Consider the following 14,739-nt stretch of genomic DNA (forward strand, 5'->3'; position numbering starts at 1 on the left):
CCCCCCACCCTAGGCAGGCCGACTCGGTGCGCCGACGAAACGCCCGGGAGTTGTGACGGTTCTGGTACGTGTCGAACACCGTATGCGTACGGTCCCCGCACTCCCGGCCGGACCGGGGCGCGGCGGGCCGGCCCGGCCCGGAGCCGGCTCAGATCCAGCTGTTGAACCACATCCGCCGGCGCCAGTCGTCCATCGGGATCGTCTGTCCGGAGAACAGCGGGAAGAAGAACAGGAAGTTCCAGACGATCAGCAGGACCAGCAGGCCGGCCGACGCGCCGCCGATGATCCGGCGGTCCCGGGAGGCGCCCGGGGGCCCGATCATCGCGCCGAGCATCATCGTCACCGCGAGCACCAGGAACGGGACGAAGGCGACCGCGTAGAACAGGAAGATCGTCCGCTGCTGGTACTCGAACCAGGGCAGGTAGCCGGCCGCCAGGCCGCACAGCACCGCGCCGGCCCGCCAGTCCCGCCGGGCCGCCCAGCGCCACAGGCAGTACACCAGGGCGATGCAGCCGGCCCACCACAGCAGCGGGGTGCCGAGGCCGAGCACCTCGCGGGCGCACTCGGCCGCGGTGCAGCCGTCCTGGCCCGTCTTCGGGGACTCGTAGTAGAAGGAGACCGGCCGGCCGAGGACCAGCCAGCTCCACGGGTTCGACTGGTAGGTGTGCGGGTCGGTCAGGTGGGTGTGGAAGTCGTACATCGTGGAGTGGTAGTGCCACAGGGCGCGCAGGCCCTCCGGGATCCACGGGTAGTCGGTGCTCCGGCCGGCCGCCCAGTCGCGGCCCCAGCCGCCCTGGCCGGGCGCGTTGCTGCTGGCGAACCAGCCCCACCACGAGGCGACGTAGACGCCCAGTGCGACCACGACGACCGAGACGAAGGCCGGCAGCGCGTCCCGGGTGAGCGCCGCCAGGTACGGGCGCGGGGCCCCGGCCAGGCGGCGCGCGCCCGCGTCCCAGAGCACGGTCATCAGGCCGAAGGCGGCCGCGACGTACAGGCCGCTCCACTTGGTCGCGCAGGTCAGCCCGACGCAGACGCCGGCCGCGATCCGGTACGGGCGCCAGCCCAGGCGCACCCGCTGGGCGAGCGCGGCGTCCGCGATCCCGTCGAGCCGGGCGGCCAGCAGGGCCCTGGTGCGGTCGCGGTCCAGGATCAGGAAGCCGAAGGCGGCGAGGATCCAGAACATCACCACGAGGTCCAGCAGGGCCGAGCGGCTGAGCACGAAGTGCAGGCCGTCCACCGAGAGCAGCAGGCCGGCCACGCAGCCCAGCAGGGTGGAACGGAACAGGCGGCGGGCGATCCGGGCGATCATCAGCACGGACACCGTGCCGAGCAGGGCCACCGCGAAGCGCCAGCCGAAGGGGTTCATCCCGAACAGCCACTCGCCGAAGCCGATGATCCACTTGCCCACCGGCGGGTGGACGACGTAGCCGGCCATCGGGCGGTAGGGGGCCGTCCCGTCCTTCATGATCTGCTCGTTGGCGCCGTCCGGCCAGTTGATCTCGTAGCCGCCGTGCCAGAGCGCGTACGCGTCCTTGGCGTAGTACGTCTCGTCGAAGATGATCGCGTGCGGCTCCCCGAGGTCGGTGAACCGCAGGATCCCGGCGAAGACCGCGACGGCGACCGGGCCGAGCCAGCCCGACCAGCGGCACAGGAACGCCCACAGGGCCGGCGGCACCGCGATGCCCAGGCGCAGCAGCAGCGGGGACGGCGGGACGTCGTCCGGCGTCACCCCGGGGCCGTCCGGCATCGGCGGCACGAGGCGTTCGGTCAGCGGCGCGGCCGGGCGCGGCGCGTAGCCGAAGCCGGCCAGGCGTCGGCGCCAGGCGGCGGGCCGGTCGGCGGGCGGGTCGGCGGGCGGGTCAGCGGGCGGGTCGGCCACCGGCGGGCGCGGGGCCGGGACGGCGGGCACGGAACCGGACGGCAGGTCCGTCGCGCCGAGGCCACCCGGTGTGGTGCGGTCTCTACCAGTGGGCGTCTGCGCCGCCGTGTCGCCGTTCATCCGCCACATCGTAGGCGCGCGGTCCTATCGTCGGACCGGCCCCTCGGAAGCTGCCCGAATCGTCACCATAAGCACGCGGGCTGGAAGGATGGGGCCCGTGACAGGAGTACTCGTTCTCGCAGGCACCCCCATCGGCGACGTCTCGGACGCCCCGCCCCGGCTGCTCACCGAACTCTCGACCGCGGACGTGATCGCGGCCGAGGACACCCGGCGGCTGCGCCGGCTGACCCAGGCGCTCGGGGTGACCCCCGCCGGGCGGGTGGTCTCCTACTTCGAGGGCAACGAGGTCGGCCGCACCCCCGAACTGGTCGAGGCACTGCTCGGCGGCGCCCGGGTGCTGCTGGTCACGGACGCAGGCATGCCGTCCGTGTCCGACCCCGGCTACCGGCTCGTCGCCGCGGCGGTCGCGGCCGACGTCAAGGTCACCGCGGTGCCCGGGCCGTCCGCGGTGCTCACCGCGCTCGCCCTGTCCGGGCTGCCCGTCGACCGCTTCACCTTCGAGGGCTTCCTGCCGCGCAAGACCGGCGACCGGGCCCGCCAGCTCGCCTCGATCGCCGCCGAGCCGCGCACGATGGTCTTCTTCGAGGCGCCGCACCGGATCGCCGAGGCGCTCGCGGCGATGGCCGAGGCCTTCGGGCCCGAGCGGCCCGCGGCGGTGTGCCGCGAGCTGACCAAGACCTACGAGGAGGTCAAGCGCGGCCCGATCGGCGAGCTGGCGGCCTGGGCGGCCGAGGGCGTCAAGGGCGAGATCACCGTGGTCGTCGCCGGGGCCCCGCCGGCCGCGCCGCAGGAGCTCACCCCGGCCGAGCTGGCCCGCCTGGTCGCCGTCCGCGAGGAGGCGGGGGAGCACCGCAAGGAGGCCATCGCCGCTGTCGCGGCGGAGCTGGCGCTGCCCAAGCGGGAGGTGTTCGACGCCGTCGTCGCGGCGAAGAAGGAGGGCTCCGGGACCGGGAAGCAGGGCCCGGCCGGTACCGGGAAGTAGGACCCGGCCGGTGCCGGGAAGCAGGGCCCGGCACCACGGGGGAGGGGGCGCCCGCGGCCACGGGGAAGTGGGCGCGGGCGGGTACGGGTTCGAACGGGTTTGATAAGCCGGTGAATTCCGGGGGTTGCGTGGCGGGCGGTGCGTCGTACCTTGGAGTGAAGGCCCCGGTAAACGCCAACTGAGCTGAAGCTTTGGCCGCGGTTTCCGCAATGGATCCGACCTTTCGTCTAGGGATCCCCAACCCGCATCCAAGTCTTCACAAGCAGGGCATCGCCAGGGGCGGTCCGGGCATTTCCTGGAATGGAAAGACCCAGCCGGGCGAGCGCCCGGCGGGCGCTGGGAGACGGCTATGAGCGAGACGATCGGTAGCCCCCTCGGTGGCAACGCGCTGAGCGACCCCGTCCCGGCCGGGCGGGCGCACACTCCCGTCGAGACCGTTCGGGAGGCCTACTCCTTCGCGTGCCTGAAGTGCGGGTACGGATGGGAGCAGGCGTACGACATCGAGCACCACGTCGCCAGGGACGGCCACGTCGTGTTCGAGTACCACGCCAACGGTGTCCGGGTACCGTCCCCGCTGCTCAAGCCGACCTGCCCGGGGTGTGGTGGACACACCGTCCGGATCATGCGCGAGGGCCGGGTGGCCGTCGCCGACCAGCCCTGGCAGCACGCCCCCGGCTACCCGGCGCACGCCGAGCCGGCCGGGCCGCCCGCGGTGTCCGGGCCCGCGCAGCCGCGCGGACGCTGGGCCCGGTTCTGGTCGCGGCTGCTGGGCTGACACCAAGGCGCGCACCGGGGCGCGCGGCGGGGCCGTCCTCCCGTGACCGCCGGGGCGGTCCCCGGGCGGCCGGTGTCCGCGGTCGGCGGGGGCGGTCCCCGGGCGTCCGCGGGGCGGAACGCGGTCGAGGGCCGCCCGCGTGCCCGACTAAGCTTTCCGACCATGGCGGCCACTGCAGACCACAGCACCACCGGGGCGAGCGCCCCGGCGTACTACGTTTCCACCCCGATCTACTACGTCAACGATCGCCCGCACCTGGGCCACGCGTACACCACCGTGGCGGGCGACGTCCTCACCCGCTGGCACCGCCAGCGCGGCGAGAAGGTGTGGTACCTGACCGGCACCGACGAGCACGGTCAGAAGATCATGCGGACCGCCGAGGCCAACGGCGTCACCCCGCAGGAGTGGTGCGACAAGCTGGTCGAGGAGGCGTGGAAGCCGCTCTGGGAGCACCTGGAGATCGCCAACGACGACTTCATCCGCACCACCCAGCAGCGCCACACCGACCGCGTCCAGGAATTCGTCCAGGACCTGTACGACAAGGGCGAGATCTACAAGGGCGGTTACTCCGGCCCGTATTGCGTCGGCTGCGAGGAGTTCAAGCTCCCGGCCGAACTGCTCGACGGCGCCACCGCGGACGAGAAGCTCTGCGCCGTGCACAAGCGGCCGGTGGAATGGCTGGAGGAGGAGAACTACTTCTTCCGTCTCTCCGCCTACGGACCGAAGCTGCTGGAGTTCTACGCCGCCAACCCGGACTTCATCCAGCCCGCCTCGGCGCGCAACGAGGTGCTGCGCTTCGTCGAGCAGGACCTGAAGGACCTGTCGATCTCCCGCTCCACCTTCAACTGGGGCGTCCCGCTGCCCTGGGACGAGAAGCACGTCCTGTACGTGTGGGTCGACGCGCTGCAGAACTACATCACCGCCGCCGGCTACGGCAGCGACCCGGAGCGCTTCGCCGAGCTGTGGCCCGCCTCCGTCCACCTGGTCGGCAAGGACATCCTGCGCTTCCACGCGGTGATCTGGCCCGCCATGCTGATGGCCGCCGGACTGCCGCTGCCCAAGCGGGTCGTCGCCAACGGCTGGCTGATGGTCGGCGGCGAGAAGATGTCCAAGTCCAACCTGACCGGCATCGCGCCCACCGACCTCACCTCGCACTTCGGCGTGGACGCCTACCGGTACTACTTCCTGCGCGCGATCCCGTTCGGCACCGACGGCTCCTTCTCGTGGGAGGACTTCACCGCCCGGTACACCTCCGAACTCGCCAACGACTTCGGCAACCTGGCCTCCCGCGTCGCCGCCATGGTCGGCAAGTACTTCGACGGCGTGCTGCCCGCCGCGACCGCGTCCGGCGAGGCCGAGAAGGCCGTCCAGGACGGGCTCGCCGCCGCCGTCGCCGCGGCCGACCGGAAGATCGGCGAGGACCTCGACTTCGCGGGCGGCCTCGCGGCGATCTTCGAGTTCGTCAAGCAGGTCAACGGCTACATCAGCGACCAGGAGCCCTGGAAGGTCGCCAAGGACGACTCGGCGGAGGGCCGGGCCCGCCTGGCCACCATCCTGTACACCGCCGCCGAGTCGCTGCGTGCCACCGCCGTCCTGCTCAACCCGGTGATGCCGGCCACGGCCGAGAAGCTGTGGGCCTCCCTCGGCGCCGAGGCCGGACTGGGCGCGCTCGCCGCGCAGACCGTCGCCACCACGGCCGACTGGGGCCGGCTGCCCGTCGGCGCCACCGTCACCAAGGGCGAGATCCTCTTCCCGCGCCTCGAAGAGAAGCCCGCCTCCTGATGGCGAAGAAGGACGACGACCGGTCGACCCCGCCGCCGCTGCCGGAACCCCTGGCGGTGGCGGTGGCCGACTCGCACACCCACCTGGACATGCAGTCCGGCACGCCCGAGGAGGGCCTCGCCCGCGCGGCCTCGGTCGGGGTCACCACCGTCGTCCAGGTCGGCTGCGACGTGCCCGGCTCGCACTGGGCAGTCGAGCTGGCCGCCCGGTTCGAGCAGGTCCACGCGGCCGTCGCGCTGCACCCCAACGAGGCGCCGCGGATCTTCCTCGGCGACCCCGACGGCTGGTCCGGGCAGCAGCGCCCGGCCGGCGGTGCGGCGGCGCTGGACGAGGCGCTCGCCGAGATCGACGCCCTCGCGGCGCTGCCGCAGGTGCGGGCCGTCGGCGAGACCGGCCTCGACTACTTCCGCACCGGGCCCGAGGGCGTGGAGATCCAGAAGGAGTCGTTCCGCCGGCACATCGAGATCGCCAAGCGGCACGGCAAGGCCCTGGTCATCCACGACCGCGACGCCCACGAGGACGTCATCGCCGTCCTGCTGGAGGAGGGCGCCCCCGAGCGGACCGTCTTCCACTGCTACTCGGGCGACGCGGAGATGGCCAAGGTGTGCGCCGAGCACGGCTGGTACCTGTCGTTCGCGGGCCCGGTCACGTTCAAGGCCAACCAGCCGCTGCGCGACGCCCTGCTGGCGACCCCGCTCGACCGCGTCCTGGTCGAGACGGACGCGCCCTTCCTCACCCCGCACCCCTACCGCGGCCGGCCCAACGCGCCGTACCTGATCCCGGTCACGGTCCGGTCGATGGCGGCGACGCTGGGGCTGCACGAGGACGAGCTGGCGACGGCGATCGCGGCGAACACGGCGCGGGCGTTCGGGTACTGAGCCGGGGGCGCCTCGTTCGTGGGTGCCGGGTGCCGGGTGCCGGGTGCCGGGTGCCGGGTGCCGGGTGCCGGGTGCCGGGGCTGGGGCTGGGGCTGGGGCTGGGTGCCGCCCGGTTCGGGGGTACCGAACCCGGTGCGTCCGGTTTGCGGGCGGCATCGGGAACCCGTCCGTCCGGTCCGGCGCGTCCGGACGGCAGGGCCCGCGCCCGTATCCTTGGCCCGTGAGCACCACCGAACCCACCCCTGACAGCCACCTGCTGGGCGCCGCCGACATCCGGGAGCTGGCCGCCGCGTTCGGCGTGAAGCCGACCAAGCAGCGCGGGCAGAACTTCGTCATCGACGGCAACACCGTGCGGCGGATCGTCCGGGCCGCCGACGTGACGGAGCAGGACGCGGTGGTGGAGGTCGGCCCCGGGCTCGGGTCGCTGACGCTCGCCCTGCTGGAGGTCGCGCGGCACGTCACCGCCGTCGAGATCGACCCGGTGCTCGCGCAGCACCTGCCGGACACCGTCGCCGCCCGGATGCCGGGCAAGGCCGACGCCTTCGACCTGGTGTTCAGTGACGCCATGGAGGTCACCGAGCTCCCCGGCCCGGCGCCCACCGCGCTCGTCGCCAACCTCCCGTACAACGTGGCGGTGCCCGTCCTGCTGCACATGCTGGCCACCTTCCCCAGCATCGAGCGCACCCTGGTGATGGTGCAGAGCGAGGTCGCCGACCGGCTCGCCGCCAAGCCCGGCAACAAGGTGTACGGCGTCCCGTCGGTCAAGGCCAACTGGTACGCCGACGTCAAGCGGGCCGGCGCCATCGGGCGCAACGTCTTCTGGCCCGCCCCCAACGTCGACTCCGGCCTCGTCTCGCTGATCCGCCGCGAGCCCCCCAGGACCACCGCGAGCCGCGCGGAGGTGTTCGCGGTGGTCGACGCCGCGTTCGCCCAGCGGCGCAAGACCCTCCGGGCCGCCCTGGCCGGCTGGGCCGGCTCCGCCGCCGGGGCCGAACAGGCCCTCGCCGCCGCCGGGATCGACCACAAGCTGCGCGGCGAGATGCTGACGGTGGAACAGTTCGCCGCCATCGCCGAGCACAAGCCGAAGGCTGGGAACGAGTGATCACCGTACGGGTGCCGGCCAAGGTCAACGTCCAGCTGGGGGTCGGCGGCCTGCGCGCCGACGGCTTCCACGACCTGGCCAACGTCTTCTTCGCCGTCGCCCTCGGCGACGAGGTGACGGCCACCCCGGGCGACGGCCCGGGCATCACGCTGACCTGCTCCGGCCCGGACGCCGGTGCCGTCCCGCTCGACGACGGCAACCTCGCCGCCCGCGCGGCCCGGCTGCTCGCCGCCCACCACGGCATCGCCGACCCCGCCGTGCACCTGCACATCGCCAAGGCCATCCCGGTCGCCGGCGGCATGGCCGGCGGCAGCGCCGACGGCGCGGCGGCACTGGTCGCCTGCGACGCCCTGTGGAAGCTGGACACCCCGGCCGACGTGCTGCTGGAACTCGCCGCCGAACTCGGCTCCGACGTGCCGTTCGCCCTGGTCGGCGGCGTCGCCCTGGGCCGCGGCCGGGGCGAGATCCTGGAGCCGCTCCCGGTCGAGGGCACCTACCACTGGGTCTTCGCCGTCGCCGACGGCGGCCTCTCCACCCCCGCCGTCTTCCGCGAGTGCGACCGCCTGCGCGACGAGGCCGGCACCGGCTCCAGCGCCGTCGACGTCCCCACCCCCGACGCCGACCCCGCGCTGCTCACCGCCCTGGCGGACGGCGACGCCGTCGCCCTCGCCGCCGCGCTCTCCAACGACCTCCAGGCCGCCGCCCTCTCGCTGCGCCCCGCCCTCGCCGCCACCCTGCGGGCCGGCACCGAGGCGGGCGCGATCGGCGCCCTCGTCTCCGGCTCCGGGCCGACCTGCGCGTTCCTCGCCAAGGACGCCGACGGCGCCGCCGCCATCGCCGCGGCCCTGCGCGCCTCCGGCACCTGCCGGACGGCGCACGCCACGTACGGGCCGGTCGCGGGGGCCGCGGTGGTGGACCGGCCGCTGTAGCGGACCAGCCCCGGTCATGCATCGGCCCCTGTAGTGGGGCCGAGCTCGGCGGTGCGGGCGGTGAGCTCGGCGGTGCGGGCGATTCGGCGGGCCCATTAGGCTGGGGAGATCGGGGCGTCCCCGAGAGGGGCGCCCGGCCGGGGAACGGCGGGCCGCCCCGGCACCGCCGAACCCCCCAGGAGCGCAGCACACGTGGCCGTCAACCTCGCCACCATCGAGTCCGTCACGAAGGTCTACGGCACCCGCGCCCTGCTCGACGCGGTCAGCCTGGGCGTGAGCGAGGGCGACCGGATCGGCGTCGTCGGCCGCAACGGCGACGGCAAGACCACCCTGATCCGGATGCTCGCCAAGCTGGAGGAGCCCGACGGCGGCCGCATCACCTGGAACGGCGGCCTCGAACCGGCCGTCCTCACGCAGCACGACTCGCTCGACCCGAAGGCCACCATCCGGCACGAGGTCATCGCCGACCGCGCCGACCACGAGTGGCTCGGCGACGCCCGCATCCGCGACATCATCGAAGGCCTCTTCGGCGGCCTCGACCTGCCCGGCTTCGCCGACGGCCTGGACACCGTGATCGGCCCGCTCTCCGGCGGCGAGCGCCGCCGGATCGCCCTCGCCAAGCTGCTCCTCGGCTCGCCCGAGCTGATCATCCTCGACGAGCCCACCAACCACCTCGACGTCGAGGGCATCAACTGGCTCGCCCAGCACCTGCAGAAGCGCCGCTCGGCCCTCGTCTGCGTCACCCACGACCGCTGGTTCCTCGACCAGGTCTGCACCCGGATGTGGGATGTCCAGAGCGGCTCCGTCCACGAGTACGAGGGCGGCTACTCCGACTACGTCTTCGCGCGCGCCGAGCGCTCCCGCATCGAGGCCGTCGAGGAGCAGAAGCGCCAGAACCTCGCCCGCAAGGAGCTCGCCTGGCTTCGCCGCGGCGCCCCCGCCCGTACCTCCAAGCCGCGCTACCGCATCGAGGCCGCCAACGCCCTGATCGCCGACGTGCCGGAGCCGCGCGACAAGTCCGAGCTGATGAAGTTCGCCAACGCGCGCCTCGGCCGGACGGTCTTCGAGCTGGAGGGCGTGACCGTCAAGGCCGGCCCCAAGCTGCTCCTGGAGAACCTCACCTGGCAGCTCGGCCCCGGCGACCGGATCGGCCTGCTCGGCGTCAACGGCGCCGGCAAGACCTCGCTCCTGCGCGCCCTGCGCGACGCGTACGCCTCCGAGGGCGACGTGCAGCCGGACTCCGGCGTGATCAAGGTCGGCAAGACCGTCCGGCTCGCCTACCTGTCCCAGGAGATCGCGGAGCTGGACCCGGAGGTGCGCGTGCTCCAGGCCGTCGAGCAGGTCCGCTCGCGCGTCGACCTCGGCAAGGGCCGGGAGATGAGCGCCGGCCAGCTGTGCGAGCAGTTCGGCTTCGGCAAGGACAAGCAGTGGACGCCCGTCGGCGACCTCTCCGGCGGCGAGCGGCGGCGACTGCAGCTGCTGCGCCTGCTCATGGACGAGCCCAACGTGCTCTTCCTCGACGAGCCGACCAACGACCTCGACATCGAGACGCTCAACCAGCTGGAGGACCTGCTCGACGGCTGGCCCGGCTCGATGGTCGTCATCAGCCACGACCGCTTCTTCATCGAGCGGACGACCGACGTCGTGCACGCGCTGCTCGGCGACAAGCGGATGCGCATGCTTCCGGGCGGCGTTGACGAGTACCTGGAGCGCCGGGCGCGGATGGCCGCCGCTACGGCTGCTGCCGCGTCCGCGGCCGCTCCCGCGGTCGAGGAGGCCGCCGGGGCCGGGCTCTCCGGCGGGGACCTGCGCGCCGCCAAGAAGGAGATGCAGAAGCTGGAGCGGCAGATCGCCAAGCTGGACCAGAAGGAGTCCAAGCTGCACGCCCAACTCGCCGAGCACGCCGCCGACTTCTCCAAGGTCGCGGAACTGGACGCGCAGCTGCGCACCGTCCGGGAGGAGAAGGAGGAGCTGGAGATGAGCTGGCTGGAGCTGGCCGAGCAGGTCTGACGGCCCTACGGGGTGAGCAGGGCTGACCGCCCTACGGGGTGAGCAGGGCTTCGAGCTCGTCCGCCGCACGGCCCAGCGCGCTGCGCGCCGGGTCGTGCGGCTTCGTCGGGCGGGCCGCGGGGCCCGTCGGCGGGCGGTGCTCACGGGCGGCGGCGGTCAGGTCGTCCAGCGCCCGGCGCACCCGGTCGACCTCGGCGGGGTCCGGCACCCGCCCGCCGTACCGGAGCTGCGCCGCGTACGCCGCCACCGCGCCGCCCAGCCGCTCCAGCGCCGCCGTCGCCGGCAGCCACTGCTCGGCGAGCCGGCCGGTCGGGGGCGGTTCGGCGAGGCCCTGCTGCACCTCCAGGCGGGCGTCCGCGAGCGACCGGTACGCGGTGCGGCGCAGCCATACCTCGGCCCGTCCGGCCGTCGTCACGGCGTCCAGGTAGGACCGGAGCGTGGTGGCCGCGTCGACCACGCGCGGCTCGATCCGGTGCCGCGGGCGCTCGGGCCACAGCAGGTAACCGAGCAGCAGGACGATCGCGCTCGCCAGGGCCGTGTCCAGCACCCGCGGCCGGAACTCGGCCGCGCTGCTCTGCCCGCCGAGCTGCAGCAGGAGCAGCGCCATCGGCGTCATCGCGACCGTCGTCAGCCCGTAGTGCGCCGCCGTCGCGTACGGCAACAGGGCCACGCAGAGCGCGGCGACGGCGGTGAGGATCCACTCGTCGGTGGTCACGCCCACGACGGCGGCGGTGAGCGCGACACCCAGCACGGTGCCGACCGAGCGGCTCACCGCGCGCAGGAACACCGAGCCGAGGTCCGGCTTGAGCACGAACGCGATCGTCATCGGGACCCAGTAGCTCTTGCTCAGCGGGTAGTTGGCGGTGACCGCCGCACCCACCGCGATGCAGAGCGCCACGCGCAGCCCGTACGCCACCGAGCCGCGCGACAGCAGGCGCGCCCGGATGCGCCACGGGTCGGGCGGCGGCGCGGGGGCGGTGCCGAGCACCACCTCCCGGCCGGCCACCGTGTCCGCAGCGGCGCGCAGGGCGGCGTCCAGGGCCTGGCGAGCGGGGGTGTCGGGGCGCCAGTCGGGGACGGTGATCTCGCTGCCGCCCTGTTCTATGGCGCGTGCGAGGCGGACGGGGACGTCGGCGACCTCGGGCGGGACGGGGCGGCGCGCCCACAGCAGGCCGGTGGCCGCCTCGGAGGTGGCCAGGGCGGCCTCGTACCGGGGATCGGTCCGGTCCGGGTGGAAGTCCTGCACCTGGTTCAGCCGGGCCGTCAGGACCCGGCGCGAGGCCGGACCCTGCGGGGTGCCGAGATCGGCCAGCATGCGGCCGAGCGCGTCGTACGCGGCGGCCAGGGCGCGGTCGCGCTCGTCGACGTGACCGGCCGGCAGCCCGAGGACGAGGACGAACGCCGCACCCGCCAGCATCATCGGCGCCGCCGCCCACCACGGATGCGGCAACGGCATCCCGCTCCCCAGCGCCGTCGACACCAGCAGCAGCATGCCGGCGGCCGAACCGCGCGGGCCGGTGGCGCTGAGGGCGCCGGACACGAACGCGGTGACGGTGAGCGCCGCGCCGAGGACCAGCGGCGAGACGTGGACGTACTGCAGCACCGTCCCGATCAGCATGCCGAGGGCGGACGCCAGCAGGGCCGTCCCGATCCGCCGCACCCGCAAGCCGTTCGGCTCGGCCCGGTCGTTCATCGTCGCGTGCATCGCCCCGAGCCCGGCGAACACCCCGAGATCCAGCCGGTGCGCGAGGAGCCCGACGGAGAGCGGCACCCCCATCCCGGCAGCCGCCCGCACCACCAACGCACCCGGGAACACGACCCGCGTCGGCCGCACGGCCCGGGCCCACCAGGCGGTGGCGGGGATCTCCTCGACAGGCATGCGGTCACGTCCGTTCTGCGGCCAGGGGTCGCTGCTGTGCGACATTGCGCGGCAGATCGGGTCGTACACCGCGATCCTACCGGCCCGAGCGCGCCCGCCCGCCCGTTCGTACCGATCGCACCCAAGCGCACCAAGGCTGACGGTGCCGATCGCTAGCATGACCCGTACCGGCAACCCGTCGGGGTGGTGGCGTTGCCGACAGTGACTACAAGGCTCAGTAGTTGACGGTGTGTTGCGGACCGCCATCCGCAGCGGGGGAGAGGTGTTCGCTGTGCCAGGAGAAGTCCCGCCCGGTCCCAGGCCGAAGCCGGACCAGCCCGTGGGGGTGCCGGAGACGCCCAACGTCGCGGACCTGGTGTCCGCGTTCGGCAAACAGGACGTCAAGGTGGAGCTCGACACGCTGACGGCGTTCGCCAACAAGATCGAGGCACTGCTGCAGACGATGGAGGGCTCGGCGGCGGCACCCGACAAGCTGCAGGCGCAGAAGCTGACGGGGAAGGTTCTGATCAGTGGCGCGTACAGCGAACACGTCGTGGAAGCGGTCGCCCTGACCACCGCCTACGACAAGGTTCACACCCAACTCGTCAAGCTCCACAAGGACTTCGCCTCCCAGATCGAGGCTATGAAACTCGCGGTGGCCAAGACGGCCGGCAGCTATGCGGGCAACGAGCAGGCAACGGTCGACGCGCACAAGACCGTGCACGCGAACTTGGGCGGGGCAGGCGGGGCAGCGTCGAAGAGCATCGAGGGGCTGTGACGAAATGGCAGACGGCACGAACTTTGAGCAGTACGACCATGCCCAGCTGAAGGACATGGTCCGCTCGACCGACGCGAAGACCGTGGTAGACCGCGGCGTACAACTCCAGGCGGCCGGCCAGGTCCTGAAGGACCTGAGCGCAGCCCTCAAGTCGCACGTCGACAACGTCGGTTGGGAAGGCCCGGCGGCCGAGAGCTTCAAGACCTGGGCCGGAAACCTGCAGAAGTCCGCCACGCTGCTCGGCGACTACTCCACCAAGGCCGGCGACGCGCTGCTGCAGGCGGGCGAGTCCCTCAGCCTCGCCAAGGCTGCAGTACCCGAACCGCCGCGTGCGGAGATCGCCTTGTTCGCCACGGCCAGGAGCCAGCGGCAGGGACTTCCGGCCGGGATGCCGAAGATCGGCGCCCCCGAGTCCTCCGACTCCATTGCGAGGAAGAGCAGCCCGGATTGGATCAGCGACGATCGGACGGACGTTGCAAAGTCGATCATCGATCGGGAATACCGTGAAGCCGTCCGGCAGATGGAGAAGCTGGCGCAGGCCTACTCTGCGGCCACGACGACACTGAATTCGTTGGAGGATCCGAACCTGCCAGGAGCGCCGGACAAGGACAGGATCGGCTCCGTTGACTACTCGCCAGGTGGCGCCGCCCAAACCGGCGGCCCGGGTGGTGTCGGCCGGATCCCTCGTGGAGGTACGGGCAGCACAGTCGGAACCCATAGTCGGGACGGCGGCAATCACAGTGGTGGCTCGACAGAGGTCCGCCAGCCGTCGTCAGAGTGGCGGACGCACGCTGATCACTTCGAGCCGACCTCGTCGCGTGGCGGCGGGTATGTGCCGTCGCCGGAGGGTGGTGGAGCCACTCCCTCATACGTTCCACTGGAGCCCACCAATCACCCTGGTACGGGCCTCGACAGCCTGCCGGCCGTCCCACTCCTGCCGAGCCAGAGCGTCCCAGTCGGTCCAATCGATGGCGGGAATCTGCCACTCGATGATCTGGGAGGGACTCCCGGACGCTCGGGTGGGGCTGCGGAGGCCGGAGGTAACCCCGCCTTCCCGATCGGCGGTTCGTTTCCGGTAGGTGGCCACCCAGGAAAGGGTGGATCGGTTCCAGGTGGTAGTGGTGGCTCGACTTCTGGCAGGCCGGCCCCCTTCGGCGGCGGTTCTCTTCCAGGACGGTCAGCTACTCCAGGGCTGCCCACCGGGACGGTCTTCGGAGCTCGTGAGGCGCAGCCGGGGCGAGCAGGGGTCTCGGGGATGCCGGGGATGGGTGGCATGCATCCCGGTCCGGTTGGCCCCGGAATAGGTGCTTCGGGCGGTGGTACACGTGGCCGGGGCCTGACCTCGACCGGTGGCGGGATTGTCGGCGGACGGAAGGGTCCTTCCGCTGGTGGCGAGTTCACTCCCGGCGGTACTGGCCTGCGCAGGCAGACCGCGACTGTTGAAGGTGGGGCCCGCTCCGGCCAGAACGGCATGATGCCGGGTGTGCATGGGGGCGGGGTGGGGAGGAACGAGCGGGACCGCCGCCAGAGGCCTGACTACCTGCACGAGGACGAGGAGACCTGGACCAGCGGTACACCGCTCAGCAACCCGAACGTGATTGAGTAGAGCTGACTGCCCGCCCTGGGTACAGCCCTCTGCTGACGCG

11 protein-coding genes are annotated in these 14,739 nt (G+C 72.8%); 9 read left to right on the plus strand and 2 right to left on the minus strand.

The features are described from left to right. Positions 1-148: 148 nt before the first annotated feature. Complete coding sequence (locus tag ACFV4G_RS25665) at positions 149-1,999, minus strand: dolichyl-phosphate-mannose--protein mannosyltransferase (protein ID WP_380444247.1); 1,851 nt, start codon at positions 1,997-1,999, stop codon at positions 149-151. A gap of 97 nt (positions 2,000-2,096) precedes the next feature. Here ACFV4G_RS25665 and rsmI point away from each other — a divergent pair, with 97 nt between their 5' ends. The 7 genes from rsmI to ACFV4G_RS25700 all read left to right on the plus strand — a co-directional run bounded on the left by rsmI (position 2,097) and on the right by ACFV4G_RS25700 (position 10,457). After that, the gene (rsmI, locus tag ACFV4G_RS25670; RefSeq protein ID WP_380444249.1) at positions 2,097-2,981 is read left to right on the plus strand and encodes a 16S rRNA (cytidine(1402)-2'-O)-methyltransferase; all 885 of its coding nucleotides are present in this window, start codon (positions 2,097-2,099) and stop codon (positions 2,979-2,981) included. 349 nt (positions 2,982-3,330) lie between these two features. Further along, positions 3,331-3,756, plus strand: a complete 426-nt coding sequence (locus ACFV4G_RS25675) for a hypothetical protein (protein ID WP_380444251.1) — start codon at positions 3,331-3,333, stop codon at positions 3,754-3,756. 162 nt (positions 3,757-3,918) lie between these two features. Then, positions 3,919-5,538: a methionine--tRNA ligase gene (gene metG / locus ACFV4G_RS25680; protein WP_380444253.1), complete on the plus strand. Its 1,620-nt coding sequence runs from the start codon at positions 3,919-3,921 to the stop codon at positions 5,536-5,538. Beyond that, the gene (locus ACFV4G_RS25685; RefSeq protein ID WP_380444255.1) at positions 5,538-6,416 is read left to right on the plus strand and encodes a TatD family hydrolase; all 879 of its coding nucleotides are present in this window, start codon (positions 5,538-5,540) and stop codon (positions 6,414-6,416) included. Before metG ends, ACFV4G_RS25685 begins: the two co-directional genes overlap by 1 nt. Before the next feature lie 220 nt (positions 6,417-6,636). Beyond that, complete coding sequence (gene rsmA / locus ACFV4G_RS25690; protein WP_380444257.1) at positions 6,637-7,518, plus strand: 16S rRNA (adenine(1518)-N(6)/adenine(1519)-N(6))-dimethyltransferase RsmA; 882 nt, start codon at positions 6,637-6,639, stop codon at positions 7,516-7,518. Further along, positions 7,515-8,447, plus strand: coding sequence for a 4-(cytidine 5'-diphospho)-2-C-methyl-D-erythritol kinase (locus ACFV4G_RS25695; RefSeq protein ID WP_380444258.1), 933 nt, complete (start codon positions 7,515-7,517; stop codon positions 8,445-8,447). The genes rsmA and ACFV4G_RS25695 overlap by 4 nt, the downstream gene beginning before the upstream one ends. A gap of 192 nt (positions 8,448-8,639) precedes the next feature. Further along, positions 8,640-10,457: an ABC-F family ATP-binding cassette domain-containing protein gene (locus ACFV4G_RS25700; RefSeq protein ID WP_380444260.1), complete on the plus strand. Its 1,818-nt coding sequence runs from the start codon at positions 8,640-8,642 to the stop codon at positions 10,455-10,457. A 31-nt stretch (positions 10,458-10,488) separates the two neighbouring features. On the opposite strand, the gene ACFV4G_RS25705 is transcribed toward ACFV4G_RS25700, so the two are convergent. Beyond that, positions 10,489-12,336, minus strand: coding sequence for an FUSC family protein (locus ACFV4G_RS25705; protein ID WP_380444262.1), 1,848 nt, complete (start codon positions 12,334-12,336; stop codon positions 10,489-10,491). Between the two features lie 325 nt (positions 12,337-12,661). Here ACFV4G_RS25705 and ACFV4G_RS25710 point away from each other — a divergent pair, with 325 nt between their 5' ends. Both ACFV4G_RS25710 and ACFV4G_RS25715 read left to right on the plus strand, forming a co-directional pair. Next, a complete protein-coding gene (locus ACFV4G_RS25710; RefSeq protein WP_380444264.1) occupies positions 12,662-13,093 on the plus strand; it encodes a hypothetical protein in 432 nt (143 codons plus the stop codon). 4 nt (positions 13,094-13,097) lie between these two features. Continuing rightward, positions 13,098-14,699: a hypothetical protein gene (locus tag ACFV4G_RS25715; protein WP_380444266.1), complete on the plus strand. Its 1,602-nt coding sequence runs from the start codon at positions 13,098-13,100 to the stop codon at positions 14,697-14,699. Positions 14,700-14,739 lie beyond the last annotated feature (40 nt).

Source organism: Kitasatospora sp. NPDC059747 (assembly GCF_042732955.1).
Taxonomy (GTDB): Bacteria; Actinomycetota; Actinomycetes; order Streptomycetales; family Streptomycetaceae; genus Kitasatospora.

Bases quoted from the DNA above. Each gene is read 5' to 3' on its own strand.
- ACFV4G_RS25665 (WP_380444247.1), bottom strand. From the start codon at position 1,999: ATGAACGGCGACACGGCGGCGCAGACGCCCACTGGTAGAGACCGCACC.
- ACFV4G_RS25675 (WP_380444251.1), top strand. From the start codon at position 3,331: ATGAGCGAGACGATCGGTAGCCCCCTCGGTGGCAACGCGCTGAGCGAC.
- metG (WP_380444253.1), top strand. From the start codon at position 3,919: ATGGCGGCCACTGCAGACCACAGCACCACCGGGGCGAGCGCCCCGGCG.
- ACFV4G_RS25685 (WP_380444255.1), top strand. From the start codon at position 5,538: ATGGCGAAGAAGGACGACGACCGGTCGACCCCGCCGCCGCTGCCGGAA.
- ACFV4G_RS25705 (WP_380444262.1), bottom strand. From the start codon at position 12,336: ATGCCTGTCGAGGAGATCCCCGCCACCGCCTGGTGGGCCCGGGCCGTG.
- ACFV4G_RS25715 (WP_380444266.1), top strand. From the start codon at position 13,098: ATGGCAGACGGCACGAACTTTGAGCAGTACGACCATGCCCAGCTGAAG.